This window comes from Bradyrhizobium sp. CCBAU 53338, from assembly GCF_015291665.1.
Taxonomy (GTDB): Bacteria; Pseudomonadota; Alphaproteobacteria; order Rhizobiales; family Xanthobacteraceae; genus Bradyrhizobium.
On record NZ_CP030048.1, the window covers coordinates 1,987,303 to 2,004,666 of the forward strand.

The following is a 17,364-nucleotide window of genomic DNA, read 5'->3' on the forward strand; positions in this document are numbered from 1 at the left end:
TTCATCGCACTAGCGGCGCGGACGGACGAGCGTCTTCGGCCCGAGCTGGTGGTTGTCGATGTCGAGTTCGAGCGCATTCTCGCACGCGAGGGTGCAGACCACGCTGAGGGCGCCCGATTCCGTGACGACGAGGCGATCGAGCTCGCCGACCGTCTGGGGGCCGCGTTCGCCGAGCGTTTCCAGGATACGGTGCCGGTCGCGGGCGGAATGGCGGTCGTTCCTGCATTCCCAGATGCGCCGCGCGTTCCCGAACCGCGGCTCGCTGCGGATATCTTCGCGAGCGATTTCGCGACGGCGGATGCCACGAGCGGTGAGACCCCGGTCGACGGTTTCGTCGTCGGCGGGGGTCCTGAGGGGCGACGGGCCGACGACTTCCATCATGTAGTCGCCGTCATCGCGGTGGACGATGATCGACCCGACAGTAACGGCGCGACCGCCGTGCACGACTTGGTGCATGAACTGAATGGACCTGACATGTGGGTCCAATGCCGTCTGGATAACGAGGTCGCGCCGGACCGTGTCTGGGACGGGAATGGCGGTCTTTGTCTTCGGAGTGCTGACGACGGGCGTACGCCGGCGGATCGTGCGCATGAAAGGGTCCTGGTCTGCGTGAAGGGCTGTGGTGCGGAAAAACGTGGCCGTCGCCGGCTTCGTCGTCGTCGTGATGCATGGGTTCTCCTTTTCAGATTTCGAAGGTGAAGTACGGGTCGAAGGCGCGGTTTTGCCAAGCGCTTGGGGTGGCGCAGGTGAAAGGGCCGTATCCCTTGGGATTGCTGATCAAGCGCGTACGGCCGACGACACGCTCATGACGCTCGTGAATGTGCCCCGACACCCAGCAATCGGCGCCGAGCTCTTCGACGAGCTCCAGCCCGTTGCTGCAGTAGGCGGATGCCGCCAGGTCGTGGCGGAAGGCACGCGGCAGCGCCGACGGGTCGACGGAATGATGCGTCGCGATGATTCGGCGGCGCCGGGGATCGCGTGCACAGTGGTTTCGCAGGAAGGCGACGCTTCGCCGGTGCGCCGCGAGGGTGTCCGTCGACCGCAACTTGCGGCTATACTGGTCTGCACGGATCTTGCCGTAGTCGTTCATGCGAGCCTCGGCGGCGCGCATGGCATCGGTGACAGTGTCGTCGCCGAACAGGGCGAAGTCGGTCCAAAGAGTGCATCCCACGAACTCGACGTCACCTATTGTCACCGCCTCGTTCTCGAGAACGTGGATGCGCGTACCGGCCGCTTCCGCTCTGGCCAGTTCGATGGTGGCATCGAAGTCGGTGCCGTACCGTTCGTGATTACCGGCGACATAGACCACGTCGTGCTCCGGGAAGCGCTCGCGGAGCCAGACGACGCCACGCTCGGCACGCGTGATCAAATCGCCGGCGACGACGAGAACATCGAATTGAGGACGCTTCTGCGGAAGATCCCAGACCGACATCTCAAGATGGATGTCGGAAAGCAGCCAAACGAGCACTGAAGGCACCTGGAGGAAAGAAGATCGGCGCGATCCGGCGGGGGGGGGGGACCGGACCGCGCCGCGGGACGCTCCCGGATCTAGCCGATCCGGCGCGGCCCATGGAAAGGACGGGTGAGGGTGAGGCTACGCTGCGTCGGCAACGCCGCGCTGCCCTCGAGCCACCCGAAGGTCTTCAGACCATGCAGGGCGGGGCCCCTGAACGGCTGAGGACGCGCCGACGCCGTGCGCGTCGTATCGCGGGCGCGATTTTTCGAGTGGTTGTCGTAGATGCCGGACATGGCCAGCTCCTTTCCTTCGATCCCGTCCATGATCGAAAAGTAGCACGCCGAGTCAGGTATGTCAATATCTAGATATCTAAATATTCAAGGCTGTCGGATTCTTTGGGAGGCCGACGGTGGCCGTCCTAGGCGGATATGAATGGAGCGGATCGTCTAGGAAGAGGTCTTCTCTTGGTCGCCGGCTTCGATCAGGACCGTCTCGAGGCTCGCGATTTCCGGCACGGCCTTTCCTGCGATCGCCTGCAGGTCACCTACCAGACCGACCGTCGAATCGACCACCGTCACGATCTGCATCTCCCGCTTCGCCCACTGCCGGCCCATGAACTTGCGCTCTTTCTCGAGATCGTCGCGCATATCGTTGAACTTCTCGACGACGGCTTCGACGCGTTGCCGGAATTTGGTGCCGGTGAGGTATCGGTAGACCAGTTCGGTCTTTGCCAGTTGTCCTTGCTGGGCGATCTTCGACTCCTCCACCTCCACGATGGTCTGTCTGAGCGCGATGGCCAGCACCACGGCATATCGGGGATGAGACACCCATACGCCTTCGACCAGATCGAAATGATCGACCTTCTTGGGCAGTGCGTGAGAGACGATGATCGCCATATCCGCACCGCAGCGCCGCTGGTCGTCACGCAGCTTGGCGAGCCAGGCGTCGCTCCAAGCCTTGGTGCGTTTTGTTTCCCAAAGGATGGTGCCGGCATTCCGTCCCACGTTCCCGTTGACCTTCTGGACGACGTCGGCGCCGATCTCTCCCTTTCCTACGGCCTCGACGAGATCCGCCGGAAAGCGGGAGCGGAGTACGTCCTCAAGTTCGAGCTCGAAGGCTTCGCCAAGTCCCTGCTGCGAGCTCAATTCCGCCTTGCGCTTCAGCTCCTCGATGGTGCGCCCCATGGATTCGATCGTCTGGTCGCGCTCGATCACGCGGAGGCGCGCCGAAGCATCTGCCTCCTGCTGGGCCTTCAACCTGATCGCCTGGAGCGAGGCCTCGACGCGTCTTTCGACCGTCAGGTCCAGCTCGCGCCTTTCCTCGTCGAGCTCGCGGTGCTTGCGCAGTAGCTCCGCCTGCGTCTTCTGGGCTTCGGCCAGCTTGGCGTTGTTGGCTTCGATCGCGTTCCGGAGTTCGACGGCCTCGGCGTCCTTCGAAGCGATCTCCGCCGCCACCGACTCGCGGGCCTTCCTGCTTTCCTGGGAGATGATCCGTCCGCGTTCCTCTCCGATCCGCCGGGCGATTTCACCCTCCATGCCGTCGCGGTCCCTGGCGAGCTGGTCGCGTTCCTGTCGGAGCGCATCGGTCCGGCGGGCCATTTCCGCGTCTTTCGCGACCAGTTGCTCCTGAAAAACGCGGCGGTTTTCCTCGATCAACGGGGCCGCGAGCGACTCGGTCAGCTTGATGGCGTGATTGCAGTTCGGACAATGAAGAACGGCCTCGGGTTTGACGACTCGAGGCAGACCGGTTTTGAAGTTCAATAGTCGCTCCAATCTAGGCGGCCCGAGAAGGCGGTACACGAACGCGTACGAGGGCATGCCGGCCGGGCCAGCCGTTTGCAGAGGCGATCGGCTGTTAGGAGGCCGTCGCTATCTCCCGGCGCAACGGACGTGCGTTAAGTGCTTGGTTCGGCGTTCAATTTAACATGGCTATCCAGAAATGTCAATATCTAGATATCTGTCGCAATGGCAGCGTGGATAACGTGCGTCACGCGGCTTTCAGCTGTGGCCACCGACTGATATGGACATCTAGGTATCCACGGGAAAGTCGAACATGAAGAGAGCCAAGAAGGATGAACCACCCGGAAGGCCAGACGGACGGAAGGCGACGTCGATGTACCTCATGCCTCACATTCTGGACGCCTTGAAGAAGGCCGCCATCGACGAGAAGAGGAATGCGTACGAGATCGTGGAAGACGCGGTGCTCGCATATCTCAAGAAGACAAGACAGATCTAGCTATGGCTTCGAACCGAGCGTTAGGGCCACCGTCCCGCATGAAGGGGGCGCAACGCCCACGAACGACCGCTCAGCCTCAAGAGGGCCGAGCTTCCGCCCTCGCAAACCTATTCCTCCTGGAGGCCATCCCGACGTGCCGGTGGAGAGTTGCCTCAAGGTTCTGCTCTCCAATGTGCTGAGCGAGAAAGGTCGCTCATCTGGTCAGATTAGCGTCGCATGGTATTATATAACCCTTCAAACCGCGATGCGCGAAACACCCATCGTCTTGCATTATCGCAAATAAAATTGCATGATCACATAGTTTTATGCATTATTAACGTCTTTCGTGCACTGGGCCCATTGATTGATGAGTTCGCGCGACATAGGTTCTGGCCATGAAACATGGTTCGATCATACTGACCATCTGCCGGCAGGGTCTGAAGAACGGCGATCCGGGGTTCCGGCGTCAGGTCGAGCGCTTGCAGTCCGCGCTTCTCGCCGAATCCGACAAGGACGCCGCGATGCTGAGCCGACTGCTCGAGACGGCCGCCGACAACACGCTCGAGCCGGCGCGCGCGCGGCTCGCGAGCGGACTGCTGCGAGGCGAAGCCTTGGAACGTGGGGTTCAGGCTCCCGTGGATCGGGACTCCGGCGCTTCGCTCGCCGACGTGGTGCACGAGTTCGAAACCTCCGGCGACCTCGAGCTCCCGGGCGAGGCGAAGGCTGCACTCGAGTCGGTCACCGCCGGCTGGCTTCGTTACGACGAACTCGATCGGTTGGGGGTGGCTCCTCCTCGGACATGTCTGCTGTTCGGTCTACCCGGAACGGGGAAGACGATGGCCGCGTATGCGATAGCGCGTAAGCTGGGTCTTCCCCTGGTGGTCGCGCGTCTCGACGGCATCGTTTCGTCCTTTCTAGGCACGACGGCTCGCAACATCGGCAGCCTGTTCGAATTCGCCAACCGCTATCGATGCGTGCTTCTGCTGGATGAGTTCGACGGCATCGCGAAACTCCGGGACGATCCCCAAGAGGTCGGCGAGATCAAGCGCGTGGTGAACGCGCTGCTTCAGAACCTGGACAAGCGAGAAAACATCGGGATCACGATCGCTGCGACCAACCATCCGAACCTCCTCGATCCCGCGGTATGGCGCAGGTTCGAGGTGAGGATGGAAATGCCGCTGCCCGGTCAGGCGCAGCGTCGTGCCATCATCGAGCGTTTCATCACCCCGCTGAAGCCGGACGACGCGACCGTCGACTTCCTGACCTGGGTGACCAGGGACCAGAGCGGCGCCGACATGAAATCGATGGTCAACGCGATCAAGAGATTCGTCGCGCTGAACGGAAACGGAGTGCCGATAACGCTCATCGATGGCGTGAAGGATTATGCGCTGACCAGCGCCTCCGTGCGCAATCCCGAGCGCCTACGCGTGCTCCGGGAAGGCGAACATGCGCTCGCGCGAGCATTGATAAGCGACGAGGAAACCCCCTTCACGCGGGCAGCAGTGGGAAGTCTACTCGACAAGGATCCCAGCACGATCGGCCGGTGGCTCTCGAAAGAGGGAGCCGCGGAGCTGGCCGGTTAGGATAAGGAACGATGGCGAACAACCCGGTCCAGATCGTTCTGAATCACGAGGATTTCATAACCGCGCCCGAGAAGGCGCGCGGTGGCCCCACTGCGGATCCTTTCAAGGGTAGGGATGAAGATTTCGTCTCGCACAAGAAGGAAATCCGGAAGCAGGTCGCGGTGATGGCTCAGGCGCTCGGAGCCTCCGAGTTCGGAGAGGTGGGCTATGCCCGCGTCGTCCTGCAGGAATCCGCATTGGCGAAGTCGAACCGGCCCGTGAGAGCCATGTTTCCCGTGCGCGGTTCGATTCCAGTCGGCGCCGGCAATCTCGGGGAGCTTTTCTACCGCGTCACGCGCAAAGACATCGACCGGCTCGCCGAAACTGTGGAATCCGCCGAGGAGACGGCGAGATGGACCAAGGACGCCAAAGGCAATAACGTTGCGCTCGCGTCTCCTGCGCGGGCCGACGTCGCCGCGATTGCCGAACTCAGCCTACCGGATCCGCAGGATAAGCGGGATTTCGACGTACGAGACGGCGTCGAATGGCTCGATGATCCCAACACCGACGGCCGCTATCAGGTCGAGCTGTTTGAGAAGATAACGGAGAAAGTATCCCGGACTGACCCGAGGGCAAAGCTTTTCAGCACTTTCAGAAGCTTGGTGAGGGACATCGACCGTTCAGCGGCACATATCGACGCCGACCGTCAGGACCAAGCTCTTCTATCCTTGCAGATCCATCAACCGACCGAAGGCGCTCAACTCGCCAGCGCCATCGAGCGCCGCAGAGCAAGACCGCCGACCGACAGAGTGGTCGTACATCATCGGGACGTACTGAACCGGTTGGCCGGTCATCCGCTCGTGCGGAAGATATCGCTGCCCCTGCGTCTTCAGCTCGCGGACAAGACCTCGTCATCAGTCGAGAACACCGATTTGCGTTACCGACCGACCAAGCGGAACGCGACCGCTCGCTATTCGAAGGTCGGGGTCATCGACTCCGGAGTCGACGACTCCTTGGCCGCCTGGATCGAAGCGAGGTCCGAGTATCTGGATCTCGAAAGGCTCAACCGCGAGCACGGGACCCAAGTCGCCGGGCTTCTGGTCGAGGCCCGGAACTTGAACGGCAATGGCATCGGTCGTGAAACCGACGGATGTCTGATCTATGATGTTCCCCTCTTCATCGAGGGCAAGTTTCGCGACTCCTTCGCCAGCTTCGAGGACTTTCTGAACCAGATCGATCTCGAAGTCGGCGAAATGGCGGAAAACCACGGTGTGCGCGTATTCAACATGAGCATCACCGCCGATTCGCCCGTCGATGGCGGTCATTACGGCCGACTTGCCAGCCGTCTGGACGAGATCCAGACCAAGCACGACGTGATCTTCGTGATCTCCGCCGGCAATCTGAAACAGACAGGCAGGCGCTCGCCTTGGCCGGCCAAAAACGGGGACGTGCTCAGATACTTCGCCGCGCGGACGGAGACGGATCCGATCTTTCAGCCCGCCGAGAGCGTGCTGTCGATCTGCGTCGGTGCAGTGAACCCCGATTCCGGCTCGCACGTGTTCGGAGCACCGACGACGTATACCTGCAGAGGCCCCGGCCTCAGGGTCGGATGCAAGCCGGACGTGGCGCACTTCGGTGGAGCGCTCCCTGCTGCGAAGACGGGATTGGCGACGGTGACGGTCGGCGGAGTTCCGATCTACAGCGCAGGCACTTCGCTGGCGGCTCCGCTCGTTGCCAAGACGCTCGCAACGATCGATGCCAAGATAGAAGACACCTTTCCGACGCACACGCTGCACGCCCTGCTGGTCCATCACTCCGAGCTGCCGGACTGCCTGATATCGCCGCGATTGAGGGAGCTGGCTCGGCAATTCTGCGGCTTCGGACTGCCGTGCGGCACCGACGACATGCTGACGACCGACGACTCGGCGATCACGCTGGTTTTCAACAGCGCGTTGCCCGCCGTAAGCGGTCGCGCGCAGATCATGCGTTTCGATTTCAACTGGCCCGCCCAACTGGTCGACGACTCTGGCAGGTGCACGGGGATTGCGAAGATGACGCTGGTCTCGCGCCCGCCCCTCGATCCGGCCTATGGCGCCGAGTTCGTCCGGGTCAATCTCGATGCGAAGCTCCAGCAGCGCCAGGCCAGGATCACTCGCAAGGACGGCGAGTACAGCTACAAGAACGAGATCGAATACGTGAGCTTCAGACGCGCCGGCGGACAGGTCGGATTCGAGCGTGAGCTCATTAAGCACGGCTTGAAATGGTGGCCGGTGAAGAAGTATGAGGTAGACCTCGGAACGGGGGTCGGAGCTTCGTCGCGCTGGCGCATCGAAGTCGACAGCGTCACGAGAAGTGGGCAGGACTTCCCCGAAAACGTGCCCTTCAGCCTGGTGCTGACGATCAGGGATCCGGAGCGACGCCCGATCTTCCAGGGGATGCGCAGGTCGCTGGAGGGGGGGAACGTCGCTCTACGCGATATTCGCGTGTCGAGCCGCGCGCGCCCGCGCAGCAGAGGCTGAGACTTATATCTCTATCGACAGGCATCCCTGGTCGGCCGGCTGCGGAAACACGCAGCGGAAATTGTTGTCCGCCATGAACGTCTCGTCTTTCCAGCCCGCCAGCCTCGGCTGGTCGTAGTTGAAGTAGATCGTCTTGAGGCGATCCGACGACCTCACGATACGGGCAAGGGCAACATCGTCGGGATGTTCGTGGTGCGAGCCGTTGGTCGAGATCGCGAATCGGGTGCAATCGACCACGGACAGAAGTCCGGCCGTCACGTTTCGGCCGCTGCCATGATGGGGCACCTTCATCAAGTGGAGCCGTAGAGGGTTCGTCTCCGAGTACGACATCCGCCGAAGCGCCTGCTCAAGAACATCGGGATGGGCATCCGCGCCACACAATATCGTCTTCCCGTCGTATTGGAGCAGGAAGGCAATGCTGGAGCCATTGGGTACCCCATCGTCGTTATCCTCCGGCTGCGCGCACAACGAATCGAGATCGGGAATTCCGCCGCCGAAGGACTCGATCTCCTGAACCTCGGGCTCGTCCGGCGGCTCCCCTTGTTCAGGCTTCAGCCCGGCCTCGATCAGCCATTTGTCCCAATCGCCCATGAGAGAACGCAGACCGTGCCGTGTCGGGGATAGCAGCGTCACGCGAAGGCAGCCTGCGAGAACGAGGGTTTCGAGCGGATCGTCGCCATCGGGGATCCTGATCGCCTTTCCGCCGAAGCGCGCGTTCCAGCTCCAGGCGCGATCCGCCAGGGCGGTCGACAGTTGCTCGCCTTGGGCAACACCGAATTCCTCGATCTCGTCGTCCGATGCTACGCCGTCCAGATGTTTGTAGGCGTTGAACCAGAAATCTCCTACCTCCGCCCGAAAGTCGTCGTCGGCGCAAAGCTTGAGCATACCTTCAATGTGGTCACGGTCGATGTGGGTCACCACGATCGCTTCGAACCGCGTGCCTTGACCGACCTCCAGAAGCTGCTTTTTCTTGACGTCCTTCCACGTTCCCGTTCGGCCTCCGTCGACGAGCATCCTATGCTCGCCGGCCGGGCCATAGGTCACAAGCAGGCAGTCACCCTCGCGGGCGGGCAGGAGAGTGAGCCGAAACGTCACGCGCTCTTCCCCTTGGGATAGCGCAGCACGGTGAACGGCTGCCCGGGATCGAGCCTGGTGGTCACCTTCAGGATCGAACGGTACATCCGCTCGACTTCCGGATCTTCACCGCTAAAGGTGAACAGTCCGTCCTGAAGATGCTGAACGCCCGCTGCGAAGAAGGGAAGGCCGCGCCGGAACGCCGTCATGAAAGCCCTCTTCGCGATATGCAACTGTTTCTCGTCGTCGGCCGTTTGCAGCATTCGCTTGGCGAAGATCACGGCTCCATCGGGAATCCCCGGGAATCTGGTCATGAGATTCTGGATCCAAGGCTTCCATTTCTCGAAGATGGCCTCGTCGCTTATCGCAATCGCGCAGTAGCCGGCGGCGCACGCCGCAAGCGGATTGGTCTGCTTGCTGAGAAGTGCGCTTTCGATCATACCGTTGTTGACGAGTTCGTGCAGGATCAGGCGACCGGCAGCGACCGAGCCCGCGGTCATGTAGGATAGAAGACCTCCCATCTCGGCATCGGCGACTGTCACCGTGGTGCGCACCGGCCGATAGGTCGCGCGCCGGTCCACGAGCACCTCGATCGAGATCGGCTTCGCATGGCGCTTAGGCGCTCCCCACGGAAAAGGTAGCCTTGCGATCTCGATTCCGAATTCGTGGCGAACCACAGCCCACCGGTTGAAGTGCGCCGAGCGGCGGGTCGCGTCCACCCTCCAATGATAGAAACTGCTGTCCTCGGACAAGGCGTAATTCGTGCGGAGGAGGCGGCCTTCGCGCGCGATCGGTGCGGAGGACCGACCAAGGCGCTTCCAGAACTCCTCCAAATCGGCAGGTCGTCCGACCTCCCGTAGGTGCAGGTCCGCCACCAGCGAGGTCTCGGCCCTGTCGGCATACTGCAGAAGCGCACCTTCGGTCGTGTCCTCGGAGAGGGTCCCGACGGCTTTCGTGAGGTCGTTCCAAGTGACCTTTCCGGCTCCGACGACATCCTTGACAAGACCCGCCAGCCTCGAGGCGCGAGGATCCGAGACCTCGAGAATTTGTCCGACGACAGCGTTGGTCACGGCCTCGAAGGCCGGACTGCTCTTGATCTGCTCCAACGAGGGCAACTCGACGCCCTTGTCCTCGGCGACGCGCTTCACCCAGTCGACTGTTGCCGTGGCTGCGGATTGCAAAGACGCCTTGCTGGGCACGATGCCGGCGAGCGTTTGCCAGCTCAGCCAGTTCTGAGGCGAGCCGCCGGTGTTCAGATCGACGTTGGCCTCTTCACCGGGACTCACAACGACGTCCTGATTGACCACGTCGCCGGACGGAAGAAGGACTTCGATCCGATAGTGACCGGCCGGACACTCGATCCGCTTCACCTCGTTCGTCCCGGCCGGCACGACGAACTCTTGTATGAACGGCTCCTCCGGCTGCGCTCCGCTTTCGGTGCCATACTGGATGGCCCTGGCCACGAGCGCGTACTTGATATCTTCGCCCAGGTTCGCCTTGTGCACCTTGACCGACATCGCCGACATCTCAGACCTCCAGCTCGACGAACGTAACCGGGCCGTAAACGGGGACGTGCTTCGTGACGAGAGGCTTTCCGGGCGGTTCCGCCCCGAATTCATAGCGGTTGGGCTCCAGTCCCAATTGCCAATATCGACCGTTCTTCGCGTCCCAGATCACGCGCAGGGGCTCAATTCCTTCACGCTGGCATAGGAGAGTCGCCGCGTCCATGGCCGCTAGATCCCGACACGTGACGAAGGTCGCGATTTCGACGGGATTAGGGCGATGCACCTCGAAGGTAGCCGAGCGGGTGGTCTCAGGGACCTGGAGGCGATTGGGCAGCGCGAGGCCTTTGCTGAGCAGGTGGTGAAGGGCCGTTTGCAGCGACGTGGTCTCTATTATCCATTCGCCGCTGCCCGAATGACCTCCCGACCCCCTCAGTGCTCTAAGAAGCGCTTCAGTGTACATGGATGGCTTGCCCTGCCGACCGTAGGCGGCCGCGCCTTCAAGCGTCGAATGCAGGACGCTCTGAAGGCAGGGATCTTTCGTCCCCAATCGCCCTCTAGGCTCCGCCTGTAGGCAAGTGCGGCCGATCGTCGTCTTCTGCCTGTTGAAGTCCGACAGCGGCGTCGAGACCCGGCACGCGTCGATCACGAAGAGCTGCCTGTTCGGCAGTTTCGTCGCCATCGCTGCGAGCAGCTCTCCCAAGTTGACCGCTCCGTCGAATGCATTCTGTTTTCTAAAGCCGAAATCGCGCATCAAAAGAGCGGATGCCGCTCCTTCCGAGACGCCATGGCCACAAAAGAAGAAGACCGCGAAGTTGTCCGGGTGCTTGGAACAGCGCAGTGCCCAGAGATCAATCGCCTCCTCGACGGCGTCCGCATCGCCGACCGGGATGTCGTACGACGCGCCCGTCCTGCCGTTCACGAACTGGGTCGGCTGGGCTTCAGAAAGGACCAATGCGACCGAGGCAAGAGGTCTTCCTGGATGATCGAGATCCCGGATGATCCAATCGGCGAAAGCTCGGCCCGATACCGGCGGCGAACTCAATTGCCCCATCCCTGCCGCGTGCTGCGAGAGCGTGCCGGAGCCGTTCACGAGGTGAGGGTAGTCCCCGATGCCGATCACGAGCACGTGGGTCGACGGTTGGTCTTCCATGTCAACGAAGTGGACGAGCGATGGGTCGGGTGCCTGCTCGTTCATTCGATCATGCCGTCCAATCGCGATGCGTGCACCATGCTGGAGTCCTCCTAGTCCCGTTGACGATCGACGGCGTCACTTATCGTTCAGGGAGACCGCAGAACTTGATCGTCCCGATGCAGTCGCCTCGCAACGCGATGTCTGTTCTCGATCTCTCGCGAGGGCCGGATCGTCGCTTCTGGAGGATGAAGCCAGAATCCAAAGGAAATGCCACCTAGTGAAAGCCCTAAGTCAGCGTAATTCGATGTGATTCAGGGCATATGGGGGAGTGTCTTGCCCCAGACTACAGGACGTGCCCCTTGGCGCGCTCAACCACGTGAACGGTATTACCGCACCTCTGGACGAGGCGCGTCCGATCGTTGTCCGACAGTCGGGCCACGATCGTGGTTCCGGTCGGCATGACGGTAGTGATTGCAATCTTCTCGTTTGTCAGAAAGTCGCTCAGGGTGTCCACCGAAGCGGGCAGATCCCTGACAGTCTTACCTTTCCGTAGGGAAATCACGAATTCCCGCATAGGCTTAGCCTCTCCGGAGCCGCCCTCGAGGGGGCGGGACGAATCCATTATATAACACCATTCCGGACCAAAAGGTTACGTCTCACCTCAAGAATGGAACTCCTCTCCCCACCTTGATAGGGTCGAGACCGACCGAACGGGTGATCGAGACGAGCTTTTTCCGGGCGAGATCATAGCGCTTGCGGCCGGATGAATGTAGGTAGGAATCATCCTTGGACAACTCGCACGCCAGGATCCCCGCAACGATAGGTGAGGCAAAGGACGTGCCGGAAAGGTCCGAGATCTGGCCGCCGGATTTGACGATCACTCCCATACTCGGGGCACTTACGTCGATGCCAGCCCCCTCGCTCGTCCTTCTGTCGTGAAAGGGCCTTCCTGGCCAGCGCCTGTATCGCTTTCCGAGCAGGCCATCTTTCGTGGCATCGGAAGCCAATTCACCCATCACGGAATCGGAAGGCGCGACGCCCGTAAAGCCGATCCCGCCCACTCCAATGGTAGTCGAGAGGTTCGCTGGGATTTCAACTGGATCTCCTCCCGAATTTCCGCCGGCGCAGATGCACAGGGTCCCTGCATCGGCGGCCTCGTCGATTCGGTCTTCGAGGTCGGGCAGGTCGATCTGGCCGAAGCCGCAGGAGATGTTGATGATGTGGACGCCATGTGTGATCGCAAGTGCCCGGACGCCATCAACTACTCTGGCAGAGTCCACTCCGGAAACTCCTTGCGGTCCGACGAAGGAGGCATCTACGAACAACAGCTCGGCATCCCATGCGAGGCCGCGGAAAGCATCTGGGCCGCGTGCGCCGACGATTGTGCTGACCCGCTGTCCATGCTGCTGCTTTCCAGCGTTGAGTTTCCGTATTGCGCTCTTCCAGTCGTCGGGATCGACGAAAGCGACGTGCTGAAGTTCCTGCGGTGCCTCGTACAGCAGATCTATGATGCCGATCTTCAACCGAGCAGCTGAGCGGGCTACGGCGGAATCACAGGATGCCAACTCCTGCCACCAGGGGACGTCGATATTCCCGCTAATCGGCGCACAGCTAACTTCCTGAAGGCTAGGGTCGTACTCGACCGTTTTCGACCAATGTCCGTCCAGCGGGCTGATCATGAGCAACGAGGCGTTTCCAGGATCGGCAAGGTGGTAGACCCCGCTGCACCGCACCGTCTGGAGAAGAGCCGTATCGGAGTATTCGGATATTCGGCTCACGACCGGGCTGCCCGCGGGGCCGCTGGAAATGATTCGGATGGATGACACTTGCGAATCTACTCCCTGGTACCCGCAGCTTTAGGCTGCAGGCATATTACGCCCGATGTCGTTCATTCTTGAGAGGAAACGCGAGCTCGTCAGCTAGGGATTGCCCGAGGTAGGCTTTACCTGACTGAGCTCGCTCTCACGTCATGAAAATGTCCAGTGAACCCCGGGTATACCCGAGTACATCGAAAGCGCCGTCGATGATCTGATCCTTCGCTGCCAAACGGAGGTGACATGATCGAAGCTTTCTCTCTAGCCAACGCCCACCGCTTCCAGGATGCTTTGGCTTCCCAAGCGCGCCTGCGCTACGAGACATTCGTCGAAAGACGGGGGCTGCCGCATTCCTTCCACGAGGGTCTGGAGTTCGATGAATTCGACACTCCGGCAGCCAGGTATCTGGTGTGGCGGGACGATAATCGTGTGGTTCGAGGACTGGTCAGGATGCTGCCTACGACCCGCGCTTACATGTTGCAATCGTATTGGCCGCACCTTGTTGCGGACGGAATTATTCCTTCATCGAGCGCCGTTTGGGAACTGACGCGCGTGTGCGTCGACAAATCGCTCGATCCGAAGGTTCGCCGGAAGGTGTTACCGGAATTGCTCTGTGCGGTCCAGGAACTGTTGTCGAGCTCGCAAGGAAGCGGGATCATCGGAGTGACCAGAGAACATCTGCTGACGCACTTCATCCGAAACGGCATCCGCTGGTTGGGAGAGCCGGACCTGATCGAGGGCGAAATCGAACGCGCGTTCTTCGTTCCGGCCGAGTTTATCCGGCCAGAATATCACTGTCGGATATTCGGGATTTCCGGCCAGGTTCTAGCGAATCCGGAGGATTTCGCCCTTGTCACGAAAGCCGCATAAGCGCTCTTCGGCCGAGCCCGGCCCCTGCAAGCGCACCGCCCAAAGGATGGCCGACGCCGTTTCCTACCTTTGCCGGGTAGCCGTGGAAGAAGGTTTCGAGAGCATCCTGCCGGACTTGCTCGAAGCGCAACAGAAGCTCGAAAGTATCGCAAGCGCCGGAAACCCCACGCCAAAGAAATGCTCCAGCTAGGAGAAGATGATGCATCTGGATGCCTTCGAGAACGAAGAATCTGTCGTACGCTACTACTGCCGTAAGCTCCCAAATCTACTGGACTCGGCGACGGGTGCGATCGTCCGGGACATCGAAGGCCGGCAGTTCATCGATTTCTTGTCGGCCTGCGGAACGCTGAATTACGGACATAACCACCCCAACCTAAAGGGCGCCGCGCTCGACTACCTCCGACGGGACGGCATCATCGCAAGTCTGGATCTTCACACGTCCGCCAAGCTGCACTTCATCGAGCGCTTTCGCGACGTCGTCCTCAAGCCGAGAGGCTTAAGCTACAAGCTGCAGTTCCCGGGCCCGACCGGCGCCAACTGCGTGGAAGCGGCGATCAAGCTGGCACGCAAGGTCACGGGCCGAACCTCGGTCGTCGCCTTCACGAATGCGTTTCATGGCATGTCGTTGGGCGCGCTCGCACTTACCGGATCGAGCGCCGCGCGAATGACTTCGGCAGGCCTGCTGAACGGCGTCGTACGACTTCCATACGACGCCTATCTGGGCGCCGGCGTCGCGGATCTGACAAGATTCGAAGCGATGGCGACCGACCCGTCGGGCGGTGTCGATCCGATCGCAGCCATAGTCGTCGAAGCCGTACAAGGGGAGGGCGGGCTCAACGTCGCATCTTCCGAGTGGCTACAGGCGCTTGCAGCCACGGCAAAGCGCCTAGGATCTCTCTTGATCGTCGACGATATACAGGCGGGCTGCGGACGGACGGGTACTTTCTTCAGCTTCGAAGGTGCCTCCATCGAGCCCGACATCGTCTGCCTCGCCAAGTCGATCAGCGGATTAGGTTTGCCGATGTCGCTGCTTTTGCTGAAAAGAGAGCTCGACGTCTGGTCGCCTGGCGAGCACAACGGAACGTTTCGCGGCAACTCGCTCGCCTTCGTCACGGCGTCGGCGGCCCTCGGATTGTGGGAGAACGGCGACATGACCGTCTCGCACGACAACGTCCGGATGCTTTCCAAGTGGACGAAAAACATGGCCGCACGGTTCGTGCACGTGAAGGCCAAGGGCAGAGGGATGATGCAGGGATTGAAATTCTCCGACGCTCGGCTTGCTCAGATGTCGGCGGCTTCCGCCGTCCAGCGGGGCGTCATCGTCGAGTGCTGCGGACCGCACGACGAAGTCCTCAAGATCATGCCGCCACTCAACATCGAGCCGGTGATCTTCGCGGATGGGCTTGAGAGACTCGGGCAGGCCATAAGCGAAGCGCTTTCGGACGGCGGTGGGCATCCGCCCGAAGACTTCGCTGCTCCGTCACAGCGGTATGAGACCCGTCTTGATGCCTACGATGACGGCAGTGATCCGGTTGTTCGCCCCGAGCTTGCGCATCCCGTTGCTTAGGTGAAATTCGACGGTCTTCTCCGATATGTTCAGGATTTCGCCGATTTCCCAGTTGGTCTTTCCCTCCTTGCACCAGCGTAGGCATTCCCGTTCTTGAAACGTGAGCGGCACGACTTCCTGGTCCCGCCGGTCAGACAACTCGCAATATTTCAACCAATACTGCACGCTCAGCATGTAGAGGTGCGTCATCCTGTGCGGCGGCAGTTCGGCCCGCTGCCGCAGGCTGAGGCTTATGAGATCCACGTCTCGCCCCGACCCGGGAATAGGAATTGTGATGCCGGAATGGACGCCGAGCTCCCGGCATTCCTCGAAGAACCGCATCTGATCCTTGGTGAAGCCACCACGGGGGCTCGTCTCGGACCACTTGAAAGGCCGTCGGGCGAGATGGGCCCGCTGGACTACCGGATCTCTCCTGTCCCATCCCTCGCTTCGATACGTGTCCACGTAGCCCGAGGGGAATTCGGCCCAGGGCAGCGAAACGAGGCCTCGCTCGTTTGTCCGCGCAAAAACCGCGTTCTCATATCCCTCTTCCGCCACGGCCGCCAAAAACGTCTTCTTGAGACCAGCGACCGATGCGATGCTCTGCGTGGTTTCGATGAAGTTCTCCAGACTCGTTCCCATGGCGTCCCCCGACCCAGGCTCGAAAACTAATGTGCTGTCACGAAATCCATCATGGCCTCGTTGAAGGCGCGCGGCGCTTGCCAATGAGCGGCGTGTCCCGCCGGGATGAGGATCGGCCGTCCCTGCCAAAGAGTGCTGAACGGCACCTTCTCGAGATAGTCGATGCGCAGAAAGGGATCGGCCGAGCCTTGCACCACCGCGACCGGCTTATCTGTATTCGTCACTGCGGCGAGTTCGTCAGCTCCCCGTCCGGCCATCCCGTTGGAAACCATCCAGCAGCGCGCGTCGCCATCGGTGCGTTCGACCATCCGGAGGAGGTGATGCCCCTCTGGCAATCGCGTGCCCATCATTGCATTCGCATAACGACGTACGTCGTCGGGCTTGAAATGCCTGCGCCCGGCGAGCGCCGTCGTCCCTGTCCACCGGAAGCCTTCCATCGCGCCTTCAGGTGTCAGCCGGATCGGCGGCGTTCCAGATATGAGCAGGGATCGTACGGATCGACTGCGCGCTAACAACTCCAACCCAATATGACCGCCAAGCGACCAGCCGAGAACATGATAGGACTCGTACCCCAGCTTGCTCATCAGGTCACCAACGAGCCGGGCATATCCAGGAAAGCTGTAGGTTGTCGACGGAAACATCGAGTTGTCGGAGCCGCCATGGCCGGGCAGATCCGGAGCGACGATCGACAGTTTCGTTTTCGCAAGCTCCTTGAGCTGCTTCGAAAAGACTTCCTTGCACGAGGAATTGCCGTGGAGGAGGAGGATTGCAGTCCTTCCCGCCCTGCAGTGGAAGAGATTCAGCCTATGGCCAGCTACAACGCAATGACGCCGCATCATCCAACAATCCCCCGAAACGGGGAGGCAGGTGAGCACCCGCCATAGAACGAAATTAAACACTCTTTGCAATTTTTAATTGTTCATCCTACACGTGTAGACCGCCCCGTCAAGCGAGTTCGAAAACCGAACCACGGCCTTTACGCTTAGACGCAGCGGGTCGTACTATGAAGGCCGGCTCGCTCACATTTCCA

General features: G+C 61.0%; 15 protein-coding genes. 5 read left to right on the forward strand and 10 right to left on the reverse strand.

Annotation, left to right across the window (positions count from 1 at the left end):
* Positions 1-9: 9 nt before the first annotated feature.
* The 4 genes from XH90_RS09365 to XH90_RS09380 all read right to left on the reverse strand — a co-directional run bounded on the left by XH90_RS09365 (position 10) and on the right by XH90_RS09380 (position 3,216).
* Positions 10-591, reverse strand: a complete 582-nt coding sequence (locus XH90_RS09365) for a hypothetical protein (RefSeq protein ID WP_194480685.1) — start codon at positions 589-591, stop codon at positions 10-12.
* A gap of 91 nt (positions 592-682) precedes the next feature.
* Positions 683-1,468, reverse strand: coding sequence for a metallophosphoesterase (locus XH90_RS09370; protein WP_194480687.1), 786 nt, complete (start codon positions 1,466-1,468; stop codon positions 683-685).
* An 80-nt stretch (positions 1,469-1,548) separates the two neighbouring features.
* Positions 1,549-1,749 carry a hypothetical protein gene (locus tag XH90_RS09375; protein ID WP_194480689.1) on the reverse strand — a complete coding sequence of 67 codons (201 nt, stop codon included), beginning with the start codon at positions 1,747-1,749 and terminating at the stop codon, positions 1,549-1,551.
* A gap of 153 nt (positions 1,750-1,902) precedes the next feature.
* Positions 1,903-3,216, reverse strand: coding sequence for a DUF2130 domain-containing protein (locus XH90_RS09380; RefSeq protein WP_246755744.1), 1,314 nt, complete (start codon positions 3,214-3,216; stop codon positions 1,903-1,905).
* Between the two features lie 292 nt (positions 3,217-3,508).
* On the opposite strand from XH90_RS09380, the gene XH90_RS09385 reads away from it, so the two are divergent.
* From XH90_RS09385 to XH90_RS09395, 3 genes are all read left to right on the forward strand, one after another.
* Complete coding sequence (locus XH90_RS09385) at positions 3,509-3,691, forward strand: hypothetical protein (RefSeq protein ID WP_194480692.1); 183 nt, start codon at positions 3,509-3,511, stop codon at positions 3,689-3,691.
* 374 nt (positions 3,692-4,065) lie between these two features.
* Positions 4,066-5,253, forward strand: a complete 1,188-nt coding sequence (locus tag XH90_RS09390) for an AAA family ATPase (protein WP_194480693.1) — start codon at positions 4,066-4,068, stop codon at positions 5,251-5,253.
* 11 nt (positions 5,254-5,264) lie between these two features.
* The gene (locus XH90_RS09395; RefSeq protein WP_194480695.1) at positions 5,265-7,751 is read left to right on the forward strand and encodes a S8 family peptidase; all 2,487 of its coding nucleotides are present in this window, start codon (positions 5,265-5,267) and stop codon (positions 7,749-7,751) included.
* A 3-nt stretch (positions 7,752-7,754) separates the two neighbouring features.
* On the opposite strand, the gene XH90_RS09400 is transcribed toward XH90_RS09395, so the two are convergent.
* The 4 genes from XH90_RS09400 to XH90_RS09415 all read right to left on the reverse strand — a co-directional run bounded on the left by XH90_RS09400 (position 7,755) and on the right by XH90_RS09415 (position 13,141).
* Positions 7,755-8,846 carry a hypothetical protein gene (locus XH90_RS09400; protein WP_194480697.1) on the reverse strand — a complete coding sequence of 364 codons (1,092 nt, stop codon included), beginning with the start codon at positions 8,844-8,846 and terminating at the stop codon, positions 7,755-7,757.
* Positions 8,843-10,351, reverse strand: coding sequence for a hypothetical protein (locus XH90_RS09405; protein ID WP_194480698.1), 1,509 nt, complete (start codon positions 10,349-10,351; stop codon positions 8,843-8,845). Before XH90_RS09405 ends, XH90_RS09400 begins: the two co-directional genes overlap by 4 nt.
* A 1-nt stretch (position 10,352) precedes the next feature.
* Complete coding sequence (locus XH90_RS09410; RefSeq protein ID WP_194480700.1) at positions 10,353-11,525, reverse strand: caspase family protein; 1,173 nt, start codon at positions 11,523-11,525, stop codon at positions 10,353-10,355.
* A 593-nt stretch (positions 11,526-12,118) separates the two neighbouring features.
* Entirely contained in the window at positions 12,119-13,141 is a 1,023-nt protein-coding gene (locus tag XH90_RS09415; RefSeq protein WP_246755852.1) for a S8/S53 family peptidase, read from the reverse strand.
* 378 nt (positions 13,142-13,519) lie between these two features.
* Here XH90_RS09415 and XH90_RS09420 point away from each other — a divergent pair, with 378 nt between their 5' ends.
* Positions 13,520-14,146 (forward strand): acyl-homoserine-lactone synthase, encoded by a 627-nt coding sequence (locus XH90_RS09420; protein WP_194480704.1) that lies wholly within the window; start codon positions 13,520-13,522, stop codon positions 14,144-14,146.
* 199 nt (positions 14,147-14,345) lie between these two features.
* The gene (locus tag XH90_RS09425; RefSeq protein ID WP_194480706.1) at positions 14,346-15,713 is read left to right on the forward strand and encodes a diaminobutyrate--2-oxoglutarate transaminase; all 1,368 of its coding nucleotides are present in this window, start codon (positions 14,346-14,348) and stop codon (positions 15,711-15,713) included.
* Here the strand turns inward: XH90_RS09425 and XH90_RS39700 are convergent.
* Positions 15,627-16,334 (reverse strand): LuxR family transcriptional regulator, encoded by a 708-nt coding sequence (locus XH90_RS39700; RefSeq protein WP_194480708.1) that lies wholly within the window; start codon positions 16,332-16,334, stop codon positions 15,627-15,629. The two genes, XH90_RS09425 and XH90_RS39700, sit on opposite strands and share 87 nt — an antisense overlap.
* A gap of 26 nt (positions 16,335-16,360) precedes the next feature.
* Positions 16,361-17,173, reverse strand: coding sequence for an alpha/beta fold hydrolase (locus tag XH90_RS09435; RefSeq protein WP_194480709.1), 813 nt, complete (start codon positions 17,171-17,173; stop codon positions 16,361-16,363).
* Between the last annotated feature and the right edge of the window lie 191 nt (positions 17,174-17,364).